This is a genomic window from Burkholderia sp. E168m22 (assembly GCF_001319805.1).
In the GTDB taxonomy this organism is placed as follows: domain Bacteria; phylum Pseudomonadota; class Gammaproteobacteria; order Burkholderiales; family Burkholderiaceae; genus Burkholderia; species Burkholderia orbicola.
Genome location: NZ_BBSK01000112.1, coordinates 30,749 through 55,697, shown reverse-complemented (window position 1 = coordinate 55,697; position 24,949 = coordinate 30,749). Strand labels below are relative to the sequence as shown.

Here is a 24,949-nt window from a genome sequence, read left to right as displayed (position 1 = left end):
CCCCGCTGCCGCGCTCAGCGTGCGGTCCAGCGCGGCACCGTTTCGAACGCGTGCTCGACCGCGTGCACGATCCGGTCGACGTCCTCGCGACCGATCACGAGCGGCGGCGCGATCGCGAGCCGGTTGCCGAGCGAGCGGATCAGCACGCCCGCATCGCGCGCCGCGTCGGCGAGCGCGGCCGCATAGCCGTCCGACGGCTCGATCGATTCGCGCGTCGCCTTGTCCTTCACGAGGTCGATGCCGACCAGCAGCCCCTTGCCGCGCACGTCGCCGACCACCGGATAGCGGTCGACGAGCGGCTGCAGCCGCTCCAGCAGGTACGCACCTTCGCGCGCCGCGTTGCCGGCGAGATCCTCGTCGACGATGATCTGCAGGTTCGCGAGCGCGGCCGCGCAGACGATCGGATGGCCCGAGTAGGTGTAGCCGTGCATCAGCGTGCCGATGCCGCCCGGGTTGGACGCGAACGCGTTCTCGATGCGGCGGTTGACGACGGTCGCACCGAGCGGCAGATATCCCGACGACACGCCCTTCGCCAGGCACATGATGTCCGGCGCGACGCCCCAGCCGCGGCTGCCGAACGCGGCGCCGGTCCGCCCGAAGCCCGTCACCACTTCGTCGGCGATCAGCAGCACGCCGTGGCGGTCGCACACTTCGCGCACCAGCGGCCAGTAGTTCGCGGGCGGCACGATGATGCCGCCGGTCGCCTGCACCGGTTCGGCGATGAAGGCGGCCACGGTGTCGGGCCCCTGGAACAGGATCTCGCGCTCGACGAGCGACGCGCACAGCCGGCCGAGTTCCTCTGGGTCATGCGTGAACGGGTTGCGATAGATCCACGGCGTCTCGACGTGGAAGCAGCCGGCGAGCGCCGGCTCGTAGTTGCGCCGGTAGACGGTGTTGCCGGTGACGGAGCTGCCGCCGAAGTGCGAGCCGTGATAGGCCTGGCGCAGCGCGATGAACTTGGTGCGCTCGGGCTGCCCGGACACCTTCCAGTACTGCCGCGCGATCATCAGCGCGGCCTCGACGGCGTCCGAGCCGCCGGAGCCGAAGATTACGCGGCTCATGTCTTCCGGCTGGAGCATGTCGATCAGCCGCGCCGACAGTTCTTCCGCGCGCGGATGGCTGAACCCGGCGAACACCGGGTGATATTCGAGTTCGTCGAGCTGCCGGACGATCGCTTCCTTGATCTCCCGCCGGCCGTGGCCGACGTACACGTTGAACAGCGACGCGACCGCGTCGAGATACGGCCGGCCGGTGTCGTCGTACAGGTAGCAGCCTTCGCCGCGCGTGATGCGGATCGGCGAGCGCGACGCGGCGAGCGGATGTTGCCGGGGATGCCAGAAGCGCGATTCCGAATAGGACATGACAGGACTCCGTAGTGATTCGGTTGGATGGGGCAACACGGTGACGCAGACGATTTTCAGCCGGCGAGCGCCGCCGGTTGAAAGTCGAGCCGGCTTTCGAGGGCGCCGAGCGTCGCGAACGGTTCGTCGAGCGCCACGCGCATGAACGTCAGGAACTGGCCGACGTGGGCGTTCAGCGCGTCGCGACTGTAGTACTGCGGGCTCGCGTCGAAGTCGAAGCGCAGCGGTTCGCCGTTGCGGCGGTCGGTCAGGTTCACCATCAGGTCGTCGGTGGTGCCGACCGACAGGTTGTGCGACGTCGTCACGCAGTCGCCGAACCGCAGGTCGTAGTCGAACGCCATGATGTTGATCTCGGGGCCGAACACGCCCTGGCCGTTGTCGAGCGACGTCAGTTCGCGGTGCAGGTCGCCCATCCGGTAGCGCTGGTGCTGGCGCAGCGCGGTCATCTCGCGGTTCGCCTGGCGGCACAGGTCGTCGAGCGTGTGGCCCGGCTCGACGTGCAGGCGCAGCGGCAGCATGTTCGCGCACTGCGTCGGCGTGCGGCGCTCCCGTGCCGACGTGCGCGCCATCGCGGCGACCGACAGCACGATGTCGTGCGCGCCGGTGTTCAGGTACAGGTAGGCGGCGGTCAGCGCGGTGACGAGCCGCGGCACCGTCGACGTGAAGAGCCCCTTGGCGACCGCCTCGATGCGTGCGCTCTCGCTTGCGCTCGCGATACGCGTCTCGCGCAGGTCGGGCCCGTCGTCGCGCTCGGGAAAGCGCGCGGGGCCGGCGAGCGTGACCGTGCGCGGCTGGTCCGCGAAGCGTTCGAGCCAGTAGCGGCGATCGTGCGCGAACTGTTCGGACGCGCGGTACGCGTCTTCGTCGAGTTGCAGCTCGGCGAGCGACGCGAAGCGCGCGGGCGGTGCCTTGGCGCCTGCCGCGAACGCGCTGTACAGCTCGGCGGCGCGGGTGGCGATCAGGCTGCCCGAATAGCCGTCGACCAGGATGTGCGCGTAGCCGTGATACCAGTAGTAGTGATCCGGTGCGATGCGGTACAGCGTGTGGCGGAAGAACGGCCCGCGCGCCAGTTCGATCGCGCCCGTGCAGTGCGCACGCATGCCGGCGAGCGCGACGGCGTGCGCGTCTTTCGTGCCGGCGAGGTCCACGCGTTCGAGTGCCCAGTCGTCGGCGAGCGCGGCGTCGAGCACGCGCACGGGCGTGTCGCCATCCAGCACGATCCGCGTCGTGTGCAACGTCTGCGCCTCGCGAATCACCTGCCGCAGCGCGCGTTCGAATGCGTCGGTGTCGAGTGCGCCGCGAATCTCGAAATACTCGGCCGCGTAGATATGCGTCGACGGGACGGGATACGCGAGGGCGGCCTCCCAGAAATCCCGCTGCGGCGCGGACAGCGGCAATTGAAGCGTCGAATCGATCACGTCGTTTCTCCTGGAAAGCTTATTCCGGTGGATGAATTAAATGCGTGTATTTGTTTAATGAAAAATACATATTCGCATCGTGCATTTCATTTTTTGATGAATCGCAATTCTTATCCTAGACAGTCCAATTTGCGGCTGTCAATTCCGTGCGGTTTTGTCGGTAATTCGTAAAGTCCTTGCCAGTAAAGGCTTTGATGGATGGGTGAATAGTCTGGTCCGGAAAGAATATGAGAATGTCCGTTTTGAATAGGCGGCAAATTGGCAGCTTATTTAGCATCGACGCCTGAAATTGCTGCGCAAGCCGAAAACGGCCTGCCGGCAATTCGCCGGAAACGGTTTCCGGCGCCGGAAGCCGGCGCAATGGGCTGGCGCGAGCGGACATTACTAGGAGAGTCCCGTGAATCAACTGGAAGGGCTGGAGCGAAAAATCGGCGAGCAGCACGAGCGGCTCGCGCATCATCCGGTGTTCGGATCGATCCGTACCATCGACGAGCTGCGCGTGTTCATGGAATGGCACGTATTCGCCGTGTGGGATTTCATGTCGCTCGTGAAGCGGCTGCAGCAGGACCTGACGACCGTCGCGGTGCCGTGGGTCGCGCCGCGCAACGCGAACGCGTCGCGTCTCATCAACGAGATCGTGCTCGGCGAGGAATCGGACGAAACGCCGAACGGCCACATGAGCCACTACGACCTGTACCTGCACGCGATGCGCGATGTCGGCGCGTCGACCTCGCGCATCGAGGAAATGGTGTCGCTGGTGCGCTCGGGCTTCTCGGTGTCGGCCGCTCTGAAGGCCGTCGATGCGCCGGAGCCGGTGATCCGCTTCGTCGAGGCGACGATGGCCGCGTGCACGTCGGGCGCGACGCACCAGGTGCTCGGCAACTTCTTCTACGGCCGCGAGAACGTGATTCCCGACATGTTCCGCACGCTGCTCGACGAATGGAAGATCGAGCGCTCGTCGATTCCGCTGCTCGTGTATTACCTCGACCGCCACATCGAAGTGGATTCGGGCGAGCACGGGCCGGCGGCGCGCGCGATGATCCGCGAGGCGGCCGACGGCGACGCGGCGAAGCTCGAGGAAGCGCTGCAGGCCGGGCTCGATGCGATCGACGAGCGCATGCGCCTGTGGGACGGGCTGCTCGCGCATCTCGGCCAGACCCGCAACGTGGTGCCGGCATGAACGCGCGCGGGCTGTCGGAGCGCATCGTCGATTTCGCGGCGCTCGAGTGGGAGCACCCGGCGGCGTTCGACGACGGCATCGACCAGGTCGTGCTCGTCGATACGCTGGACGAGCACGCGAAGCGCGGCATCCGGACCCGGATCGTGCGGTTCGATCCGGGCGCGGGCACGAGCGTGCCGTTCCTGCACGACTACCACGAGGAAGTGCACCTGATCGACGGCGACCAGAGCCTGGTCGACGTCGCGACGCGCGAGTATCGCGCGACGTATCGGGAAGGCAGCTACTTCGTGCGCCCGGCCGGCACGCCGCATGGCCCGTTCCGCAGCGACGCGGGCTGCCTGCTGCTCGAAATCCATTACTACGGTTCCCCGGAGGACACGCGATGACGACCGCCGTCACCTACGTGAGCCACGTCGATCGCTGGGAGGCGCGCGCGACCGTGCGATCGCGCCCGCGGCGGATCGTCGAGGACGACGAACTGCGCTACTACCCGCTCGAACGCCAGCCGCTGTGCGCGCACCCGGCGATCGTCGACGCGGGCGATGCGGTGCGCGATTTCGTCCTGCTGCAGAGCTTCTACAAGTACATCCAGGACGTGATCATCTTCGAGACGGAGATCGTCAACGCCACCGCGTTGCGGATCGCGCGCGGCCGCTTCGCGCATCCGTTTCCGTTCGCGTGCCGGCAGGATGCGATGACGGTGGTGATCGACGAGGATTACCACGCGTACGTCGCGATGGACTACCTGCGGCAGGTCGAGGAGGCCACCGGCATCGCGCCGCTGCCGCCGAACAGCGAGATCGAGCTGTCGCGGGCGATTCCGCGCGCGGTCGAGCGGGTCGGCGCGCAGTACCGCGACGGCATGGAACTGCTGTGCGTCGCGATCTCGGAGAACACGGTCACGGCGGAAGTCGCGGCGTTCTCGCGCGACGCGACGCTCAAGCGCTCGGTGAAGGGCGTGATGGCCGACCACCTCGCGGACGAAGGCCGTCACTCGGCGTTCTGGATCAATCTCGTGAAGCTGTACTGGTCGGAGATCGACGAACCCGCGCGGCTCGCGCTCGGCGAAGGGCTGCCGTGCTTCCTGCGCGAATACCTGAGTGCCGACCTGCAACTGCAGTTCGATCGCCGCCTGATCGATGCGCTCGATCTGCCGGCCGCCGAGCGCGCACGGATCGCGGACGACATGGTGGGTGCCTATCCGATCACGAGCCAGCATCCGATGATCGTCAACATCCGGCAGTTCTTCCGGATGAGCGGCCTGCTCGATCACGCGCCGACCCGCGCGGCCTTGTCCGACTACCTGTGAGTCACGTCGATGAAAGCGATCATCATTGCGATCGGCGGGCAGACCCGTCTCGCCGCACGGCTGGCGGCTGAACTCGAGGCGACCGGCCATACCGTCTGTATCGCCGACGGACGCGACGGCCCGCTGCGCGACGCGGCCGATGCGCTGCTGCTGCCGGCGCCGGCACCCGAACCGTTGCGTAACGCGGCCGAGTGGTCGATCGTCTGCGGCGTGCCGGACCCCGCGGTGCATTGCGCCCACGCACGGCCGCTGCATTGCGAGATCGTCGCCGATGCGTTTCCGCCGCGCGAAGTACGCGTCGCGTGGCTCACGGACGCGGCGCCCGGCGACACGCGCGTGCTGGCCGACGCGACGCTCGCGTTTGGCGCGGCGCTCAACGGCGCCGACCTCGCGGACGAGATCGCCGCATGCGCGGTCGATCTGATGCACGAAGTCGCGAGCGGGATCGCGCGCGAGCTGAGCGATCCGAACGACGCGCCGCGCGCCACGCCGCCGGGGCCGTCCGATATCGTGCTCGATCTCGAACGGCTGGCCGGCTGGCATGCGTCTAATGACACGGCCGCCGCGTGGCCGTGCGAGCCGTCGCTGCCGGAGCTCGTGTCGCGTGCGGCGGCCGCTGCGCCGGACGCCTGCGCGCTCGTCGCGGCCGATGGCCAGCTGACCTATCGCGAGCTGGTCACGCGCGCCCGCCAGGTTGCCGCGCGCATCGCCGCGCGGCCGGCCGCGCCACGTGTGGTCGCGGTGCGACTCGACAAGGGCGTCGCGCTGTACCCGGCGATCGTCGGCGTGCTGGGCGCCGGCGCGACCTGCGTGCCGCTCGATCCCGCGTTTCCACCCGAGCGGGCCCGCACGATCCTGCGTGAATCGGGGGCGCAGGCGCTCGTCGTCGGCGGGGCGGTCGAGCCGGCGCTGCTCGACGGATTCGACCTCGACGTGATCGACTGCGGCGCGCACGCGGAAGCGGACGCGCACGCCTCGCCCGATGCGCTGGCCGGCCAGTGGCCGCTCGAACGGGATGCGGACCGCGATGCGCGCTGCGCGGTCGCGATCTACACGTCGGGGTCGACCGGCGTGCCGAAAGGCGTGATGCTGTCGCACCGGAACATCGTGCAGTTCTGCCACTGGTATCGCGCGCACGTGTCGCTCGATGCGTCGTCGCGCGTGCTGCAGTTCTCGACGGTGGCGTTCGATGCGTCGCTGCTCGACATGTTCCCGACCTGGCTCGCCGGCGCGACGCTGGTCGCGCCGAGCGAAGCGCAGCGCCGCGAACTCGACGCGCTCGCGACGCTCGTCGCCGACGCGCGCATCACGCACGCGTTCCTGCCGCCCGCGCTGCTCGCGGCGCTGCCGGATTGCGACTGGCCCGCGCTCGCGCACCTTGTCACGGGCGGCGACGTGTGCGACCCCGACACGATCGCGCGCTGGAGCGCGAACCGGCGGCTGCACAACATCTACGGGCCGACCGAATGCACGGTGCTCGCGACGACGGGCGAACTGCGCGCCGGCGACAGCAACCGGCGCATCGGCCGGCCGATCGCGAACGCGCGCTGCCATGTGCTCGCGGCCGACGGCCGTCCGGCGCTCACCGGCGAGGAAGGCGAACTGTGCATCGCCGGCGCGGGCGTCGGGCTCGGCTATCTCGGTCGGCCCGACCTGAGCGCCGAGCGTTTCGTCGCCGATCCGTACGGCGCGCCGGGCGCGACGATGTACCGGACCGGCGACATCGCCAGCTGGGAGCCGGACGGCACGCTGCGCTACGTGGGCCGCCGCGACACGCAACTGAAGATTCGCGGTTTTCGCGTCGAGCCGGGCGAGATCGAGACGGCCGCGCTGGCGGCGGGGCTGTACCGCCAGTGCGCGGTGGTGCCCGACGAGCGCAAGCGCATCCGGCTGTTCGCCGCGAAGCCGGTCGACGCGGCGGCGACGCCCGACGCGCTGCGCGCCGTGCTGGCCGCCACGCTGCCCGACTACATGGTGCCGTACGACATCACGGCGCTCGACGTATTGCCCGCGACGCCGAACGGCAAGATCGACCGCGCCGCACTCGCGCGCCTGCCGGTGTCGCGTGCGGGAAGCGACACGCGCGACGCACCGCGCGGCGCGCTGGAGCTTCGTCTCGCCGCGATGTGGGCGACGCTGCTCGAACTCGCGCCGGACGAGATCGGCCGCGACGCGTCGTTCTTCGAACTGGGCGGCCATTCGCTGCTGGTGTCGCGGCTGATGCTGGCGGTGAAGCGCGAGCTGGGCGGCAACGCAGCGCTCGCGCGTTTCATGGAGCGGCCGACCATCGCCGCGCTCGCGGCGCTGCTGACCGACGAGTCGGGCGAGCGCGGCGCGAACGTGCCGGCGCGCGTGCACGACGATCGCCGCCTGCCCGACGACGTGCGACTGCCGGCCGGCCAGCCGGCGGGCGACGGCTCCGGCGCGGTGCTGCTGACCGGCGCGAACGGCTTCCTGGGCTGCTTCATCCTCAGCGAACTGATCAGCCGCACGAACCAGATCGTCTACTGCGTCGTGCGCGGCGACGACGATGCGAGCGCGCGCCGGCGGCTCGACGAAGCGGCGTTCGTCAACGGGCTCGGCCATCTGTGCGGGCATCCGCGCGTGCGGGTGCTGCGCGGCGATCTCGGTGCGCCGCGCCTCGGGCTGTCGGATGCGGTGTGGCAGACGCTCGCGGCCGAGGTCGGCGCGATTCATCACAACGGCGCACACGTGAACCACGTGTACGACTACCCGTACCTGCACGCGGAGAACGTCGGCTCGACGCTCGAACTGCTCCGCCTGTGCTGCAGCGGCCGCCGCAAGGCGCTGCATTTCGTATCGACGCTATCCGCGGCGAGCGCGACGGGCCCGACGGGACGCCTGATCGAGGCGGCCCCGTCGGAGGCCGGCCCTGCCTTCGTCAACAACGGCTACAACCTGACGAAGTGGGTGTCCGAGCATCTCGTTGCCGAAGCGGCTGCGCGCGGGATCGACACGACGATCCTGCGGCCCGGCAACATCACGGGCCATTCGCGCACGGGGCTGTGCCAGCCGGGACGCAACCGGATCCTGCTGCTGCTCAAGGGCGCGGTGCAGCTCGGCTGCGCGCCGCTCGCGAGCGAGGGCGGGCTGTTCGACCTGAGCCCGGTCGACTACCTGGCGCGGGCGATCGTCGCGTGCACGCTCGACGGTGCGCGCACCGAGCGCGTGTTCCATCTGCACAACCCGCGTCCGCTCGACTGGGCCGGCTACCTGCGCGCACTCGCGCGGCGCGGCTATCCGCTGCGATTCGAAGCGCCCGGGGTCTGGCGCGAGCGGCTGTTGTCGATCGACGAATCGAATGCGCTGTTCGACGTCGTCGCGTTCTATCTCGACGACCGGCAGGACGATATCGGCGACATGGCCGTGATCGATCACGCGCGCACCGAGGCGACGCTGCGCCGGCTAGGCGTCACGTATCCGGACAAGGACGACGCGCTGCTCGATGCGCATTTCGGCTACCTCGCCGAATGCGGCTTCATGCCGCCGCCGCCCGAGCCGGCGCCGCGCGCGAACGACGCCCGCCGCGACGCCGAGCCCGAACCCGCGTGGTGAAGACGTACCCCGTTTGATCAATCGCTGTCATCGCATCATTCATCAAGGAGGCATCATGCTGCAACGTACTGCAACGCAACCCCGTCCGTCCACGCTCGTCTACGCGCCGCAAACGCCGATCCTGTCCGGCTCGGCCGATCTCGACGTGCCGGCGCGCGACGCGTGGCGCGTGGTCGGCGATTTCGCCGGCTTCTCGCGCTTCATCACGGGGCTCGACCATACCGACATGATCGGCGAAGGCGTGCGCTCGCTGCGCATCAAGCATTTCGCGGACGGCAACGTCGTCGTCGAACAGCTCAACAGCCACGACGACGAAGCGATGGTGATGACGTGGAGCCTGATCCATACGTCGTTCGACATCGGCAATCTGTGGGCGCTGATGCGCGTCGAACCGCGCGGCGACCAGGCCTGCACGGTGACGTGGGACATCGCCGGCGAACCGTCGCACGGCGGCGCCGCGCGCCAGCCGGAATTCGACGCGTTCGTCACCGGCTTCCTCGACATGGCGATGACGAACCTGCGCGCGCTGTTCAAGCCGCAGTAACCGTGCATCGCCCGCCGGCGCCGTGCCGCTACGCGGCCGCGCCGGCCCACGCGCCGGCCTTGCCCGGTGCGTGGCTTTTTTTCCCGGCCGGTGGTGCGCACGCGTCGTCGCGCGCTTGTGCGAACGCATCGCGCAGCGCGGCCTTCATGAAGTCGACCCAGGCGCGCGTCTTCGCGTCGAGATGCTGGCGCGACGCGTACACCAGGAACACGCCGATTTCCTCCGCCTGGTAGTCGGGCAGCACGCGCACGAGCGCGCCCGAGCGCAGGTCGGCCGCGGCGACGAAGTCCGGCAGCAAGCCGATTCCCGCGCCTTCGCGCACCGCGATCGCGAGCGACGCGGCGACGTCGGCCGTCATCGACGGATCGACGTCCACCGTTTGTGCTTCCGCACCGTTCCAGAGCGTCCAGATGCGCTCGTGATACGCGGGCGCGACCAGTTGCACGCAGCGATGGTGAACCAGCGCGCCCGGCGAATCGGGCATGCCGTGCGCATCGAGATACGCGGGCGACGCGCACAGCACGCTGCGGATGCGACCGACGTCGATCGCGACCTGCTCGGAGCTCGGCAGGCTCGGCATCGCGATCACCGCGACGTCGTAGCTGTCGCGCACCAGTTTCGGCAGGTGCGGCGCGAGCGTCAGGTCGACGCTCACGTCCGGGTAGCGCGCCTGGAATTGCCCGATCAGCGGAATCACGAAATGGTTCGCGATGCTGGCGCTGCAATGCGCGCGCAGCCGGCCATGCGGATGCACGCGCGCGTCGCGCGCCTCGCGCTCGCTCGCATCGACGGCCAGCGTGATGTCGCGGGCGCGCGCCAGATAGCGTTCGCCCGCTTCGGTCAGGCACATCGAGCGCGTCGTGCGGTTCAGCAGCCGGATGCCGAGACGATGCTCGAGCGACGCGACGAGCCGGCTGACGTGCGCGGTCGTGATGCCGAGCCGTTTGCCGGTCTCGGTGAAGGTGCCCGCGTCCGCGAGCGTGACGAACGCCTGCATGCTTTGAATCAGATCCATCGGGATAACGAAACCTCCGGCTGGCCGTATGGCAATGCCGCTACTGTAGCGACGGCCACGGCACGCCGCGCGCGCGCATCAGCGATCGATCGTCGCAAAACGGACAATCGACGCCGGGGTCAGCGCCGCCGGAAGTATTCGCTCGGCGCGACGCCGAGCGCCTTGCGGAACATCGCCGCGAATGCGCTGGGGCTGTCGTAGCCGTGTTCGAGCGCGAGTTCGAGGATCGGCGTGCCGGCGGCGAGGCGCGGCAGGCTCAGCAGCAGCCGCGCGTGGCGGCACCATGCGCCGTGCGTCATGCCCGTCTCGCGCTTGAACGCGCGGGCGAGCGTGCGTTCGTTCATGTGCGCGTCGCGTGCCCACGCCTGCAGCGTGACGACCGACGACGGGTCGTTGATGAGCCGCGTGCACAGCGCGACGAGCGCGGGATGGCGCGGCATCGGCACGTGCAGCGACAGCGACGGCGCGATCTCGATCTCGTCGAGGATCAGCGCGAGCACGCGGCCCGCGCGGTGCGACAGGTCGTAGTCGGCGGGCAGGTCGCAGGCCGTCACGATCAGTTCGCGCAGCAGCGTGCCGACCTCGATCACGCGGCATTCGGTCGGCAGGCTCGGCCGCACTTCGGGGCCGACGAACACGGTGCGCATCTGCACGTCGCCGGCCGAGCGGATCTCGTGCTGCGTGCCGCCCGGCACCCACACCGCGCGGCCCGTCGGCACGACCCAGCTGCCCGCGTCCGCGTGCACGATCATCACGCCGGAAATCGCGTGGATCAGCTGGCCCTGGCGGTGCGAATGCGGCGGGTACGCCATGCCCGCCGGCGAGTCGGAGGCGACGACGGCGATCTGCTTGTCACGCGCCTGGCGCTCGAGTGCGATGAAGAAATTTTCCAATTGATCGGGATTGTCCTTTTCTCGACGACGAATGCGCTTTACGCGCGAGATCGACCGCATAGGTCGAAATTACCATAAGCCCATCGTTTGTTCGACCTCCTTGCCACTGCCACCCGATGCGCGTTCCGTCCATTCCGTCCGCTTCGCCCGTTTCTCCCGCCGTCGAGACACGCTTGCCGCGCGTGCGGCGCGCCACCTGTGCGGCCGTGCTGCTGGCGTCGGCCGCGCTGGCCGCGTGTTCGGTCGGCGAGCCGTATCGGCCGCCGGTGTCCGACGCGACGCGCACCGGGCCGTTTGACGCGGTGGCCGACGTGCCGGCCGCGGCCGCCGGCGAACCGCCGCAACGCTGGTGGCGGCTGTACGACGATCCCGTACTCGACGGCCTCGTGCGCGATGCGCTGGCGCAGAACCGCGATCTCGCCGCGGCCGTCGCGCGGGTCGAGCGTGCGCGTGCCGTGTTCGACGAGGCGGGCGCCGCGCGGTTGCCCGACACGACGGCCGGCTTCGGCGTCGACTACGGCAAGCACGCGCCCGACCAGATCGTTGCGGCGGCCAAGGACACCGATGCGCGCACGCGCTGGGGTTTCGCGCCGTCGTTCTCGCTGTCGTGGGAAGTCGATCTGTGGGGCCGCGTGCGCCATCTGGTCGACGCCGCGCAGGCCGACGCCGACGCGGTGCAGGCCGCGTCCGATGCGATGCGCGTCGTGGTGGCCGCCGAGACGACGGCCGCGTATGCGCAGGTGTGCGCATACGGCGAGCGGATCGACGTGGCCGAGCAGTCGGTCGGCATCGCGGACCGGCTGGCCGCGCTGACGGCGAAGCAGCGCGCGCACGGGCTCGTGTCCGACCTCGAAGTGGCGCGTTCGCGCGCGTTCGCCGACGATACGCGCGCCGATTTGCCGGCGCTCGTCGGCTCACGGCGCGCGGCGCTGTACGAACTGGCGGTGCTGACCGGGCGCGCGCCCGGCGCGCTGCCCGACGCCGCCGCGCATTGCCGCACCGCGCCGATGCTCGCTCGGCCGTTCCCGGTCGGCGACGGCGCGTCGCTGCTGCGCCGTCGCCCCGACCTGCGCGAGAGCGAGCGCCAACTGGCCGCCGCGAATGCGCGGATCGGCGTGGCGACGGCCGAGCTGTATCCGTCGATTTCGCTCGGCGGCTCGGTGAACTGGCTGTCGACCGGCGGCGATCCGTCGACGCTCGGCGACAAGTACGCGATCGCTTGGGGCGTCGGCCCGCTGATCACGTGGCGCTTTCCGAACATGGCGGTGAGCCGCGCGCGGCTCGCGCAGGCCCGCGCCGACGACACGCTCGCCCGTGCGCAATTCGATGCGCAGGTGCTGCGCGCGCTGAAGGAAACCGAGCAGGCGCTGGCCCGCTACGGCGCCGCGTGGCGCCGCCGCGCCGCGCTCGAAACCGCGCGTGCCGAGCATGCGCGCGCCTATCGCCTCGCCGAGCTGAACTACGAAGCCGGCGCCCTCGATTTCCTCGGCGTGCTCGACGCGCAGCGCAGCCTCGTCGCGGTCGATTCGGCGCTGGCCGAGTCGACGCAGCAGGTCTCGCTCGACCAGGTCGCCGTGTTCAAGGCGCTCGGAGGCGGCTGGCAACCGTAGCCGGCCACGTTCGCCGCGTCCCTGTCCGTTCTCTTGCACGCCAACTCATCATTCCGATCATGAGCACGACTGCCGTACCCGAAAAAGCCAAAACCGCCCGGTTCTCCCGGCGCCAACTGATCGCCGCGGGCGTCGTGCTCGCCGTCATCGCGCTCGCCGTGTTCGGCTGGCACTGGTGGACCGTCGGCCGTTTCATCGAAAGCACCGACGACGCGTATGTCCGCGCCGACGTCGTGACCGTCAGCTCCCGCGTGTCGGGTTACGTCACGCAGGTGGCGGTCGACGACAACCAGCCGGTGAAGCGCGGCGACGTGCTCGTGCGGCTCGACGACCGCGACTATCGCGCGAAGGTCGACGATGCGCAGGCCGCCGTCGCGGCGGCCGACGCGACGCTGCAGGCCGAGCAGGCGGCGGCCGCGATGCTCGACGCGCAGATCGGCCAGCAGCGCAGCCAGATCGCGCAGGCCGACGCCGATGCGGCCGCCGCGCGCGCCGAAGCCGCGCGGCGCGACGCCGATGCGACGCGCTACAAGCAACTGCTGGCCGAATCCGCCGCGAGCGGGCAGCGCTGGGAGCAGGCCCATGCGGACGCATTGAAGGCGCGCGCCGAGCTGACCCGCGCCGGCGCGGCCGTGCGGGTGCAGACCGACCAGCAGACCGTGCTGCAGCGCCGCCGCGAACAGAGCACCGCGGCGATCGCGCAGGCACGCGCCCGGCTTGCGGCGGCCCAGGCGAAGCTGGCGCTCGCGCAACTCGATCTCGACCACACGGTGATCCGGGCGACGCGCGACGGCAGCGTCGGCCAGCGCGCGGTGAGAGCCGGCCAGTACGTCGAAGTCGGGATGCCGCTGCTCGCGGTGGTGCCGCTGAGCGACGTGTACGTGGTGGCGAACTTCAAGGAAACGCAGTTGGGCGCGATGCACGACGGCCAGCCCGTCCAGATCGACGTCGACACCTATTCGGGCCATACGCTGCACGGCCGCGTGATCGGCCTCGCGCCGGGCTCGGGCGCGCAGTTCGCGCTGCTGCCGCCGGACAACGCGACCGGCAACTTCACGAAGATCGTGCAGCGCATCCCGGTGAAGATCCGCGTCGATGCGCCGCCGGCCGGCGTCGTGCTGCGGCCCGGGATGTCGGTGATCGCGCGCGTCGACACGCGCGGCACGCAGGGGGCCGGCACGTGAGCACGACGACCGCGCAGGCTGCGCACGAAGACACCGTTTCGCTGCGCGCGTGGGTCGCGGTGCTCGGCGGCGTGTTCGGCTGCTTCATGGCCGGCATGAACGTGCACGTGACCAATGCGTCGCTGCCCGACATCCGCGGCTCGCTCGGCGCGAGCTTCGAGGAAGGCTCGTGGATCACCACCGCGTACCTCGTCGCCGAGATCGTCGTGATTCCGCTCACCGGCTGGCTCGTGCAGGTGTTTTCCGCGCGACGCGTGCTCTTGGTCGGCGCGACCGGCTTTCTCGCGTTTTCGCTCGCATGCTCGGTCGCGCCGAGCATCTCGACGATGATCGTCGCGCGGGCGCTGCAGGGCGCGTTCGGCGGCGTGCTGATCCCGCTGTCGTTCCAGCTGATCGTCACCGAATTGCCGCCGTCGAAACATCCGCTCGGGATGGCGCTGTTCGCGATCGCGAACAACGTCGCGCAGGCGGCGGGGCCGTCGGTCGGCGGGTGGCTCACCGACATGTATTCGTGGCGCTGGATCTTCTATCTGCAGATTCCGCCGGCGATCGCGCTGGTCGCGGCGATCGGCTGGGCGATCCGGCCCGTGCCGGTGCAGCTCGGGATGCTCAGGCGGGCCGACTGGTTCGGCATCGCGACGATGGCGGTCGGCCTGAGCGCGCTGCAGATCGTGCTGGAGGAGGGCGGGCGCAAGGACTGGTTCGCGTCGGACCTGATCGTCGAGCTGTCGATCGTCGCGGCGCTCGGGCTGGCGGCGTTCGTCGCGATCGAGCTGCGGCGCAAGGAGCCGTTCATCAACCTGCGGCTGCTCGGCCAGTACAACTTCGGGATCGCGAGCCTGATGCAGTTCCTGTTCGGCGCGGTGGTGTTCGGCGTGGTGTTCCTCGTGCCGAACTACTTTGCCGAGCTGCACGGCTACAGCGCGCGCGACATCGGCCTCGCAATGATTCCGTACGGGCTCGTGCAGTTCGCGATGTCGTTCCTGACGCCGCCGCTGATGCGCCGCACCAGCCCGCGCACGACGATCGTGCTCGGCTTCGTGCTGGTCGCGGCCGGCTGCCTGATGAACATCCACCTCGACGCCGATGCGGCATCGAACGTGATCGTCCCGTCGCTGATCGTGCGCGGGATCGGGCAGTCGTTCGTCGTGATCGCGCTGGCCGTGATGGCCGTCGACGGGATCGAGAAGGCGCAGCTCGGCTCCGCGTCGGGCGTGTTCAACATGGTCCGCAACGTCGGCGGCGCGATCGGCATCGCGGTGATGAGCCAGATCGTCGTCGAGCGGCAGAAGCTGCATGCGATGCGCATCGGCGAGGCGGTCACGCCGTTCTCCGAGGCGTTCCAGGAGCGCATGGCGATGCTCGCGCGGCTGCTCGCGCGCGTGCATGCGCCGCGCGCGGACGTGCTGCCGGGCGGATCGTTCTCCGGCGTGCATGAACTTGCGCTGGGGCTCGTCAACCAGCGCGTGATGCGCGAGGCGCTGCTGATGGCGTACAGCGATACGTTCCTGATCGCGGGAATCGCGATGATCGGGTGTACGGCGGCGGCGTTCATTCTCAAGGGGAAGAAAAAGGCGTGAGGGCCGGCTGTGGCTGACCTCGATCCGGATTGCCGTGTCCGTCGCCGTTGCCGTCACGCGAAGATCGCCGCCGATCTCCGTCTCGATCTGCCGCTCCGTGCTTTGCAGGTTCGCGAAGGCGACGGACCGCATCCTTTCGCTGCATCGCCGAATACCGTCGGCGGTTTCCATTATTTCATATTTCGATTATTATCGAAATATGGAAACGAACCAGACCGTCGCCGCCTTGTCGGCGCTCGCCCACGAATCCCGGCTCGCCGTGTTCCGCGCGCTCGTGCAGGCAGGGCCGCCGGGCCTGCCCGCGGGGCAGATCGCCGCCTTGCTCGACGTGCCGCCATCGTCGCTGTCCTTTCATCTGAAGGAACTGGCCCATGCCGCGCTCGTCACGAGCCGGCAGGAAGGCCGCTTCGTCATCTACAGCGCGAACTTCGCGACGATGAACGGCCTGCTGGCCTATCTCACCGAGAACTGCTGCGGCGGCAATCCATGCTCGCCGGTGTCCGCGTGTTCGACGTCCGGCACGCAAACCTGTTGACGCGTTCGCGCGCATTGCCCATGACCACCCACGTACTGATCCTCTGCACCCACAACTCGGCGCGCAGCGTGCTGGCCGAGGGGATGCTCAACCATTGGGCCGCGAAGCTCGGCAAGGACATGCGCGCGTACAGCGCGGGCAGCGCGCCGAGCGGCCGGCTCGATCCGTTCGCGCTGGACGCGCTGACGAACGCCGGCGTCGACACGAGCGGCTACCGCAGCAAGAGCTGGGACGAATTCGTCGGCGCCGGCGCGCCTGACATGCGCGTCGTCGTCACGGTATGCGACAGCGCGGCCGCCGAAACCTGCCCGCACTGGCCCGGCAGCCCGGTGAAAGTGCACTGGGGCTATGCCGATCCATCGAATGCGCCGGGCGGCGATGAAGGCAAGCGTCTCGCGTTCGAACTCACGCGCGAGGCGCTCGGCTACCGGATGCTGCAATTGCTGGCGCTGCCGCTCGATCGCATGAGCAACGCCGAACTCCAGGCGGCACTCGTGGAGATTTCCCGAAACTGACTGCGCGCATGGCGACCGGCGAGAAGCCGCTGGCCGCTCGCGACACCGAGATCGATACCCGTTCAATGAACGCACCCGACGTCTCGCCGGCAGGCAAGGCGGCCGCCATGCCCGCCATCAATTTCTTCGAACGCTATCTGACCGTCTGGGTGGCACTGTGCATCGTCGCCGGTATCGCGCTCGGGCAAGCGCTGCCCGGCCTGTTTCAGCACATCGGCCGGATGGAATATGCACACGTCAACTTGCCGGTTGGCCTGCTGATCTGGGTGATGATCGTTCCGATGCTCGTGAAGGTCGATTTCGGCGCGCTGCATGAAGTGCGTCGGCATGTGAAAGGCATCGGCGTCACGCTCGTCGTGAACTGGCTCGTCAAGCCGTTCTCGATGGCGCTGCTCGGCTGGCTGTTCATCCGGCATCTGTTCGCGTCGCTGCTGCCGGCCGACCAACTCGACAGCTACATCGCCGGGCTGATCCTGCTGGCCGCCGCGCCGTGCACGGCGATGGTATTCGTGTGGAGCCGGCTGACGGGCGGCGATCCGCTGTTCACGCTGTCGCAGGTCGCGTTGAACGACAGCATTATGGTGGTCGCGTTCGCGCCGCTGGTCGGGCTGCTGCTCGGGATGTCCGCGATCACGGTGCCGTGGGCGACGTTGATCACGTCGGTCGGGCTCTACATCGTCATCCCCGTGATCGTCTCGCAGGTCTTGCGCAAGCGGCTGCTGGCCAAAGGGCGGGCGGCATTCGACGCCGCGATGACGAAGATCGGCCCGTGGTCGATCGCCGCGCTGCTCGCGACGCTCGTGCTGCTGTTCGCGTTTCAGGGCGAAGCGATCCTCAAGGAGCCGCTGGTCATTGCGCTGCTCGCGGTGCCGATCCTGATCCAGGTGTTCTTCAACTCGGCGCTCGCTTACTGGCTCAATCGCGCGGTGGGCGAGAAGCACAACGTTGCGTGCCCGTCCGCGCTGATCGGCGCGTCCAACTTCTTCGAGCTGGCCGTCGCGGCCGCGATCAGCCTGTTCGGCTTTCATTCGGGCGCGGCGCTGGCGACCGTCGTCGGCGTGCTGGTCGAGGTGCCGGTGATGTTGCTGGTGGTGCGCGTCGTCAACCGGTCGAAAGGCTGGTACGAGCGCGCGTGAACGAACGGGCGTATCCATCTGCATGAACGACATCCTGATTCATCGCCATGACACGGAGGGCAAGCGTGCTTGATCTTTCTAACGACCTGCCGCAACTCGATCTCGAATCGTTTCGCGTGCCGGATGCCGGACAGTTGCGGCCGGCTTCTCCGTCCACGCATGCGCCGCGGTTCCTGTTGCTGTACGGCTCGCTGCGCGAGCGCGCCTTCAGCCGCCTGCTGATCGAGGAAGCCGCACGCCTGCTGACGGCGATGGGCGCCGAGGTGCGCGTGTTCAACCCGAGCGGCCTGCCGCTGCCCGACGATGCGCCGGAGAGCCATCCGAAGGTCGTCGAGCTGCGCGAACAGGTGCAGTGGTCGGAAGGCATGGTGTGGTGCTCGCCCGAGCGGCATGGCGCGATGACCGGGATCATGAAGGCGCAGATCGACTGGATTCCGCTGTCGATGGGCGCCGTCCGGCCGACGCAGGGCAAGACGCTCGCGGTCATGCAGGTCAGCGGCGGCTCGCAGTCGTTCAATGCGGTCAATCAGATGCGCGTGCTCGGCCGCTGGATGCGCATGCTGACCATCCCGAACCAGTCGTCGGTGGCGAAGGCGTTCGGGGAATTCGACGAAGCCGGGCGGATGAAGCCTTCGGCCTATTTCGATCGGGTGGTGGACGTGCTGGAGGAACTGGTCAAGTTCACGCTGCTGACGCGCGATGTCGGGCCGTATCTCGTCGATCGGTACAGCGAGCGGAAGGAGAGTGCGGAGGCGTTGTCGAAGCGGGTGAATCAGTGGAGTATCTGATGCGCGACGGGGCGGCCGGAATGCACTGCCGCCCGTTCAATTGACAACGCAGGAAGCAGATCGAAGACGATCGCGTTCGCGATGTCGATGAAGCATGCGCAGACCGCCGCGCCGACGGGCAACATGCAACACGTACGTCGGCGGCTCGACAGCGGGCGACACCGATCCCCCGACGCTGCAAAGGCGATGAAAAAATCGATTAGCGATCGAAATCGTCCGTAGGACGAATCAGCCTAGTCCGATTTACTTGCTCGCGAACCGAACGTGATACTTGCACCAGCGAACTTCGATTCATACGAGCGCGGTGCGGTTCCGCCGAGGGCGATCTCCATGGGCATCACGGACCATCAACACATCATCGGACGATTGGCGACATGGCTTGCAGGGTCGCCGACCGGCACGTGGCCGCCGTATCGCCGCCGCGTGTCGCGCGCGGCCGGCGACGCGTATGACCGCTTCTTCCAGGATTCGAGCATCGCGATACGCGTGCTCGGCCAGAAGGCCGCGCAGCACGAAGCGATGCTCGCGACGCTCGGCGCGACCGCGTTGTCCGCGCCGCCGCCGCACATGCTCGACACGCTGCGCACGCGGATGCCCCAGCTCGACGGGCTCGAGTTCCGGCCGCCGGGTGCGGGCCGGCACGATGCCAGTCTCGCCGTTCGACGCTCGCCGCCGCGCGATGCCACGACGTTCTCGATCGAATTCGCCGGCGACGGTTACTGGCTCGCCGCCGATTCCGGCTGGGCCGTGCGGATCGACCCGGGGCAACTGCTGGCGCCGGGCGACTGGCCCGATTCGCTGGCATCCGCGGCGCTGCATCTGCAAGGGCGCGCGTTCGAGCTGCTGCATCGCGACGCGCCGGCCACGCCGTTCGGCTGGACGATGCACGTCGAAAAACACCTGCCTGCACGACCGCAGGCGTATGTGCTGACGACGACGCGCACGCTCACGGCGGCCGACCTGCCGTGGCTGTCGATCGCGCTGTGGAATGTCGTGGCCGCGCTGCTGGTGCTGGGCGCGCTCGGCGCGTGGCGGCTGCGCGACGCGCGTCGCCGCGAGCACGCCCGCGCGCGGCTCGACGGCGTGACGCGCCTCGATACGCTCGGCGAAATGGCGGCCGGCCTCGCGCATGAGCTGAACCAGCCGCTGACCGCGATCGTCACGCACACGCGCGCAGCCGAGCGGATGCTCGATACGCCGTCGGAGCGCGACAGCGTGCGCCGTGCGTTGCAGACGAGCGTCGCGCAGGCGAAGCGCGCCGCGGCGATTCTCGACCGCCTGCGCACCGCGATGACGTCGAGCCGCGACGACGCGCGCCGTGCGCTCGATCCGGACGCGCTGATGGCGTCGCTGCTGTTCCTGCACGCGGACGACGCGGCGCGCGAGCACGTCGCGCTGACGTGGCGCAACGCGGCGCCGCGCGCCCGGCCGCTGGCCGATCCGGTCGCGGTCGAGCAGATCCTGCACAACCTGATCCGCAACGCGCGCGACGTGCTGGCAGGCGCGCCGCGCGGCGAGATCCGCGTGAGCGGTGCACGCGACGGCCGGCATTACCGGTTCAGTGTGACCGACACCGGGCCGGGCGTGCCGGACGACGCGCTGCCGCGGCTGTTCGAGCCATTCTTCACGACGCGCACGGACGGGCTCGGCCTCGGGCTGCCGTTGTGCGACACGCTCGCGCAGCGTCAGGACGGCGCGCTGACCATTCGGAACCTGCCGTCCGGCGGTGCCGAGGCGGTGCTGTTGCTGCCGATGGCGCGGGAGGGGCATGGATGAGCACGCATGAAGCCATGCATCCGCCGGAGGCCGGGTCCGTCGTCGCGATCGTCGACGACGACGAAGCCGTGCGCGACGGCCTCGCGCTGCTGCTGTGGACCGTCGGCTTGCGCACCCGCCGTTTCGCCGATGCGCACGCGTTTCTCGCGGAAGCCGACGACAGCACGCTCGGCTGCGTGCTGCTCGACCTGCGGATGCCGGGGATGAGCGGGCTCGACGCGCTCGATTGTCTCGCCGGCCGGCGTAGCCTGCCGGTGATCGTGCTGACCGGCCATGGCAACGTCGATGCGTGCCGGCGTGCGTTCAAGCGCGGCGCGTGCGATTTCCTGCGCAAGCCGGTCGACGACGACGAACTGATCGACGTGGTCCAGCAGGCGCTGCGCGGGCACGCGGACCGGCGCGACGGCGACGCGGCGGAACAGGCCCGCGCGAGCCGGATGGCGACGCTGAGCGCGCGCGAGCGCGACGTGCTCGACGGCATCGTGCGCGGCGGCAGCAACAAGGCAATCGCGCGCGATCTCGGGCTGTCGCCGCGCACGGTCGAGACGTATCGCGCGAACCTGTTCGACAAATTGCAGGTCGCGTCGCTCGTCGAGCTGGTGCGCGACTACGCGGCGCTCGCGGGCGTATCGGCGACGTAGCGGCGCGACGATGCCGCGGCGCAGGAGCGGAAGCGGCTCGACGCGCGGTGTCCCTACGTCGTGCGATTTCGCAACGCGAACCGGATCGCGTCCGGCCTGACTCGCGGCAAGGTCCGAATCGCGCGCCCGACCGCGATTCCCGCGCGGAACGAACGTGGGCACGTTGTGCCCCGTGATGACCGCTTACCCCGATTTTTTCCGCCACGCCCGCGCGGCCGGTTTCGACCGACTCGCATCGAGCGTGGCATCGCGTTGTTTTTTCAGTAGAGAGCATTCGAATGAATACGACCCGAATCACGATGATCCGGCTTGCCGCGGCGGCGCTGTTCGCGACGACGGCGATCGCGCCCGGCGCGCATGCGGCCGATGCGCCGGCATCGGCGCCTGCCGCGCCGACCGGTCATGGCTTCGACTACGATCACCAGCGCGAGTGGCATCTCGAATCCGGCGACGCGCAGTCGCCGGTCGCGATCGATTCCGCAACGGTCAAGCGCGCGACGCGCTACGAGGACGAGAACGTCGCGATCGACGTGCATATCGCCGACACCCGCGCGAAGGCGATCGATAACGGCCATACGATCCAAATCGTGCCGGCCGGCGGCAGCGCGACGATCCGCGGGCGGCATTTCCGGCTTCAGCAGATTCATTTCCACGCGCCGGCAGAGCATACGCTGGACGGTCGCAGCTCTCCGATCGAGGGACATTTCGTGTTCCGCTCGCAGGACGGGCGGCTGGCCGTCGTCGCGGTGTTCTATCGCACCGGCAGCGAGAACGCGCAGTTCGCGGCGGTGATGGATGCGCTGCGCGGCGCGGATACCGCGAGCGTGCCGTCGTTCCACGCAGCCGCGCTGATGCCGCGCAGCGTGAAAACCTACTACCACTACCTCGGTTCGCTCACGACGCCGCCGCTGACCGAGAACGTCGAATGGTACGTGCTGGACGAGCCGGTCGAGTTGTCGGCGGACGACATCACCGCATTCCGGATGCGTTACTCGCACAACGCGCGCGTGGTTCAACCGTTGAACGGCCGGCCGCTGCTGCGTTACGACGCGAAGTAAGCGCGCGCCTCCGTAGCGCTACGGAGGCGCCACCCGTTCGCGTACGGGTTCAGCGTGCATGACGAATTTCCTACGATGGCGTGATCTCCTCTCATCGTTCAGGAAGTCACGTCATGATCAAGTCTTTCGCCCTCCCGTTGTCGCTCGCACTGCTGTTCTCGGGCGCGGCATTCGCCGATACGGTCGCACCGGAAACGAAAAAGCAGGACCCGAGCGACGCGGGTTACTACGCGACCGCGCGCGTCATCGGCGCGTTTGACAACGCCGTGAACATGGAGCTGACGAGCCCGCGTGTGACGAGCCGCATCGGCGGCCCGGACGGGCAGGATCGCGTGACGGGCTCGGTCGCGGGCGGCTACCAGTTCGGTAACGGCTGGCGCGCGGAAGGCGAATACGTGTTCAAGCGCTCCGGCAACTTCGTCAGCTACTGGGCGCCGTTCGACGCGAACGCGAACGAATTCCATGTGTCGTCGCAGCGGCTGATGCTCAACGGCTATCGCGACTTCGACCTGGGGCGTGGTTTCTCGGTGTACGGCACGCTCGGCGTCGGTGTCGCGATCGTGTCGGCCGAAGGCTGGCAGGGCAACGACACGCGTCGCTTCGCGTCGAAGACGCAGACCAACCTCGCGTATTCGGCCGGCGCGGGCGTGAGCTATGCGATCAACAAGCGTTTCACGATCGACGTCGGATATCGCTATGTCGACATGGGCAACGTCGAGACGGGCTTCAACACGTTCGTGAACCGCGTGTCGGCGCGCGACGAGCAACTGAAGTCGAAGCTGTCGTCGAACGAAGTGTTCATCGGGCTGCGCGGGCGGTTCTGAGCGCCACGCGGTCTTGTCGCGAACGCGCGGCGTTGCGCGTTCGTTTCCGGAGCTGTGTGGCCGCGCATCGGTATCCGGCCGGAACGTGCGATGGCGCATCGTGAAAGGGCCGGAAACGAAATTGCGTTGACGCGCATCGTTGCCGCTCGAATAAGCCCAGTCCGATTTACTCGGGATATCCCCTACGGCGATACTCGAAGCCAATCAAATTTACTCACGGGAGCACGGATTGGCGCGGCGGATGTCGGGCGATCCGTCGTCGACATCATGGGCATGCAAGACATCGAAGGACGCTTCGCGTTGCCGCTCGCGCGGCCTTTTTCAGATCTGCCGCCGCCGTTCGGGCGCCGCCGCAGGCCGTTCGTCACAAGCAAGCAGCCGAAGCCGGGCGTGTTCGACCTGAGCGGCACGCGCGAGGCGCCGGTGCCCGCCGCCGTGCGCGCGGCGGATTTCGGTTCGGACAACAAGCCGTGGGTGAAGCCGCGTCTGGCACGCCGGGGATGGCAGCCGACGGTGCTGACGCTGGTGGCCGGTCTCATACTGGGTTCCGTGGGCCTGGCGGGCGCGCACGCGTTTCATGGCGGCAGGCGCGCCCCGGCGCGAAACACCGTTTATCAGGCGGCGATCGCGACGACGCCGGCCCGGAGCGAGACGGCATCCGTGATCGTGCCCGCTGACCCGGACGACGCGTCGGGCACTGCAGCCGCGGCGGCTGCCACGGCAATCGGCGTACGGGCGGCCGCACGCGATGAAGCCGCGCCGATGCCGGGTGCATCGGCCGGGACGCCTTCCGAGCGGAAATCCGCGAGCACGGCGCGCAGGAAATCGGTGCGCCCGGAAACCGCTCGCGAGCGTCTCGCCGCGGCGGCTCCCGCGTCGGGCGCGGCATCGCGCACGCATGCCGAGCGTCAGGACGACGCATCGTCGGCCGCGTCGCGGCCGGCTCATGCCGCCGTCGGCATGACCGCCTCGGAGTTCAAGCAATGGCTCGCCGAAACGCGCGAGCCGGCGCGTGCGGCATCGGCCGACGTGTCGCCGGGCACGGATCTGCAGGTGGCGTTGCCGAGTCACACCCGTCTCGTCGAAGCCGGAAGCGCAGGTACGCAATGACGTTCGACCGCCTGATCCCCGAAATCCTGTTCGGCTTCATGGGTCTCGTCGGCATCATCAATCCGTTCGGGATGGCATTCGTGTTTCTCGAGCGCACGCAGTCGCTGACCGAGCCCGAACGCGCGCTGCTGTCGAAAAAGCTCGGGCGAAACGTTTTCTTCACGCTGCTCGTGATCTTCTTCGTCGGCGCGCCGGTGCTGAACTTCTTCGGCATCTCGATGGAAGCGTTGCGAATCGGCGGCGGCTTCGCGGTGGCCGTGGCCGGCTGGTCGATGCTGAATGTGCCGGATGTCTCGACCGACGCGTCGATGGCGCAGGGCAGCGATTTCCCGAATCTGATGTCGCGCGCGTTTTTTCCGATGACGGTGCCGCTCACGATCGGCCCCGGCTCGATCGCGGCCGGTATCGCGCTGCATGCGAACCGTTCGCACGGCGTGAAGGATTATGTGCTGTCCGGCGTGATCTCGGTGGCGGTCGCGGCGCTGGTCGCGTTCGCGATCTGGCAGATCTACAGCCGTGCGACGACGCTGGCGCGCTATCTCGGCAGCGAAGGGACGAAGGTCGCGATGCGCGTCTCCGCGTTCCTGCTGCTGTGCGTGGGCGTGCAGATCATGCTGACGGGATTGGCGGCATTCGCGCAGATGCTGGGCGGGCACGCGGGGTGAGGGATCCCGGCAACGGCCGATCACGCGTCTGAACCGCGTGGGAGCATGAATTTCTCGAGGCGATTGTTGCTGAGGTCGGTGTGTTCGTGCGTCAAATCCGATCAGGGGCCGCCATGCGAACCAGCGTGACAAGCGATTGACGACGATCTTGATACGAAAACCCCCCAGGTAGCCGAACCCGGAATGGACAAGGCTGATTTGTTCCGAGAGGCAATCAAGACGTTCGTGCGT

22 protein-coding genes are annotated in these 24,949 nt (G+C 68.7%); 18 read left to right on the top strand and 4 right to left on the bottom strand.

The window, feature by feature from the left end:
* Positions 1–14: 14 nt before the first annotated feature.
* Both AP428_RS26205 and AP428_RS26200 read right to left on the bottom strand, forming a co-directional pair.
* Entirely contained in the window at positions 15–1,361 is a 1,347-nt protein-coding gene (locus AP428_RS26205; RefSeq protein ID WP_011548592.1) for an aspartate aminotransferase family protein, read from the bottom strand.
* A 56-nt stretch (positions 1,362–1,417) separates the two neighbouring features.
* Positions 1,418–2,779: a condensation domain-containing protein gene (locus tag AP428_RS26200; protein WP_011548591.1), complete on the bottom strand. Its 1,362-nt coding sequence runs from the start codon at positions 2,777–2,779 to the stop codon at positions 1,418–1,420.
* Positions 2,780–3,176: 397 nt separating this feature from the next.
* On the opposite strand from AP428_RS26200, the gene AP428_RS26195 reads away from it, so the two are divergent.
* Genes AP428_RS26195 through AP428_RS26175 form a run of 5 tightly spaced genes read left to right on the top strand, consistent with a single transcriptional unit; the run spans position 3,177 to position 9,388 of the window.
* Complete coding sequence (locus tag AP428_RS26195) at positions 3,177–3,959, top strand: DUF3050 domain-containing protein (protein ID WP_006479991.1); 783 nt, start codon at positions 3,177–3,179, stop codon at positions 3,957–3,959.
* Complete coding sequence (locus tag AP428_RS26190; protein ID WP_006479990.1) at positions 3,956–4,345, top strand: hypothetical protein; 390 nt, start codon at positions 3,956–3,958, stop codon at positions 4,343–4,345. Before AP428_RS26195 ends, AP428_RS26190 begins: the two co-directional genes overlap by 4 nt.
* A complete protein-coding gene (locus AP428_RS26185; RefSeq protein ID WP_006479989.1) occupies positions 4,342–5,268 on the top strand; it encodes a diiron oxygenase in 927 nt (308 codons plus the stop codon). The genes AP428_RS26190 and AP428_RS26185 overlap by 4 nt, the downstream gene beginning before the upstream one ends.
* Positions 5,269–5,277: 9 nt before the next feature.
* Complete coding sequence (locus AP428_RS26180) at positions 5,278–8,844, top strand: amino acid adenylation domain-containing protein (RefSeq protein ID WP_011548590.1); 3,567 nt, start codon at positions 5,278–5,280, stop codon at positions 8,842–8,844.
* A 55-nt stretch (positions 8,845–8,899) separates the two neighbouring features.
* On the top strand, positions 8,900–9,388 hold the full coding sequence (locus AP428_RS26175; protein WP_006479988.1) for an SRPBCC family protein: 489 nt from the start codon (positions 8,900–8,902) through the stop codon (positions 9,386–9,388).
* A gap of 28 nt (positions 9,389–9,416) precedes the next feature.
* Here AP428_RS26175 and AP428_RS26170 read toward each other — a convergent pair whose 3' ends face one another.
* Both AP428_RS26170 and AP428_RS26165 read right to left on the bottom strand, forming a co-directional pair.
* Positions 9,417–10,403, bottom strand: a complete 987-nt coding sequence (locus AP428_RS26170; RefSeq protein ID WP_011548589.1) for a LysR family transcriptional regulator — start codon at positions 10,401–10,403, stop codon at positions 9,417–9,419.
* 119 nt (positions 10,404–10,522) lie between these two features.
* Complete coding sequence (locus tag AP428_RS26165) at positions 10,523–11,296, bottom strand: helix-turn-helix domain-containing protein (protein ID WP_041489435.1); 774 nt, start codon at positions 11,294–11,296, stop codon at positions 10,523–10,525.
* A 116-nt stretch (positions 11,297–11,412) separates the two neighbouring features.
* Between AP428_RS26165 and AP428_RS26160 the strand changes: the two genes are divergently transcribed.
* The 13 genes from AP428_RS26160 (at position 11,413) to AP428_RS26100 (ending at position 24,718) form a co-directional block, all read left to right on the top strand.
* A complete protein-coding gene (locus AP428_RS26160) occupies positions 11,413–12,906 on the top strand; it encodes an efflux transporter outer membrane subunit (RefSeq protein ID WP_011548587.1) in 1,494 nt (497 codons plus the stop codon).
* Positions 12,907–12,965: 59 nt separating this feature from the next.
* On the top strand, positions 12,966–14,090 hold the full coding sequence (locus AP428_RS26155; RefSeq protein ID WP_054928421.1) for an HlyD family secretion protein: 1,125 nt from the start codon (positions 12,966–12,968) through the stop codon (positions 14,088–14,090).
* Positions 14,087–15,670, top strand: a complete 1,584-nt coding sequence (locus AP428_RS26150; RefSeq protein ID WP_054928420.1) for a DHA2 family efflux MFS transporter permease subunit — start codon at positions 14,087–14,089, stop codon at positions 15,668–15,670. Before AP428_RS26155 ends, AP428_RS26150 begins: the two co-directional genes overlap by 4 nt.
* Before the next feature lie 199 nt (positions 15,671–15,869).
* Positions 15,870–16,205, top strand: a complete 336-nt coding sequence (locus AP428_RS26145; RefSeq protein ID WP_011548584.1) for a helix-turn-helix transcriptional regulator — start codon at positions 15,870–15,872, stop codon at positions 16,203–16,205.
* Between the two features lie 20 nt (positions 16,206–16,225).
* Positions 16,226–16,720, top strand: coding sequence for an arsenate reductase ArsC (locus tag AP428_RS26140; RefSeq protein WP_041489434.1), 495 nt, complete (start codon positions 16,226–16,228; stop codon positions 16,718–16,720).
* A gap of 65 nt (positions 16,721–16,785) precedes the next feature.
* Entirely contained in the window at positions 16,786–17,856 is a 1,071-nt protein-coding gene (arsB, locus tag AP428_RS26135; protein ID WP_011548582.1) for an ACR3 family arsenite efflux transporter, read from the top strand.
* A gap of 47 nt (positions 17,857–17,903) precedes the next feature.
* Positions 17,904–18,644, top strand: coding sequence for an arsenical resistance protein ArsH (arsH, locus tag AP428_RS26130; protein WP_011548581.1), 741 nt, complete (start codon positions 17,904–17,906; stop codon positions 18,642–18,644).
* A gap of 330 nt (positions 18,645–18,974) precedes the next feature.
* Complete coding sequence (locus tag AP428_RS26125) at positions 18,975–20,420, top strand: sensor histidine kinase (RefSeq protein ID WP_011548580.1); 1,446 nt, start codon at positions 18,975–18,977, stop codon at positions 20,418–20,420.
* Positions 20,417–21,061, top strand: coding sequence for a response regulator transcription factor (locus tag AP428_RS26120; protein ID WP_011548579.1), 645 nt, complete (start codon positions 20,417–20,419; stop codon positions 21,059–21,061). The genes AP428_RS26125 and AP428_RS26120 overlap by 4 nt, the downstream gene beginning before the upstream one ends.
* Before the next feature lie 278 nt (positions 21,062–21,339).
* The gene (locus AP428_RS26115; RefSeq protein WP_011548578.1) at positions 21,340–22,119 is read left to right on the top strand and encodes a carbonic anhydrase family protein; all 780 of its coding nucleotides are present in this window, start codon (positions 21,340–21,342) and stop codon (positions 22,117–22,119) included.
* A 113-nt stretch (positions 22,120–22,232) separates the two neighbouring features.
* Positions 22,233–22,943, top strand: coding sequence for an outer membrane protein (locus AP428_RS26110; protein ID WP_011548577.1), 711 nt, complete (start codon positions 22,233–22,235; stop codon positions 22,941–22,943).
* 90 nt (positions 22,944–23,033) lie between these two features.
* The gene (locus AP428_RS26105) at positions 23,034–24,053 is read left to right on the top strand and encodes a hypothetical protein (protein ID WP_011548576.1); all 1,020 of its coding nucleotides are present in this window, start codon (positions 23,034–23,036) and stop codon (positions 24,051–24,053) included.
* On the top strand, positions 24,050–24,718 hold the full coding sequence (locus AP428_RS26100) for a MarC family protein (protein WP_011548575.1): 669 nt from the start codon (positions 24,050–24,052) through the stop codon (positions 24,716–24,718). The genes AP428_RS26105 and AP428_RS26100 overlap by 4 nt, the downstream gene beginning before the upstream one ends.
* Positions 24,719–24,949 lie beyond the last annotated feature (231 nt).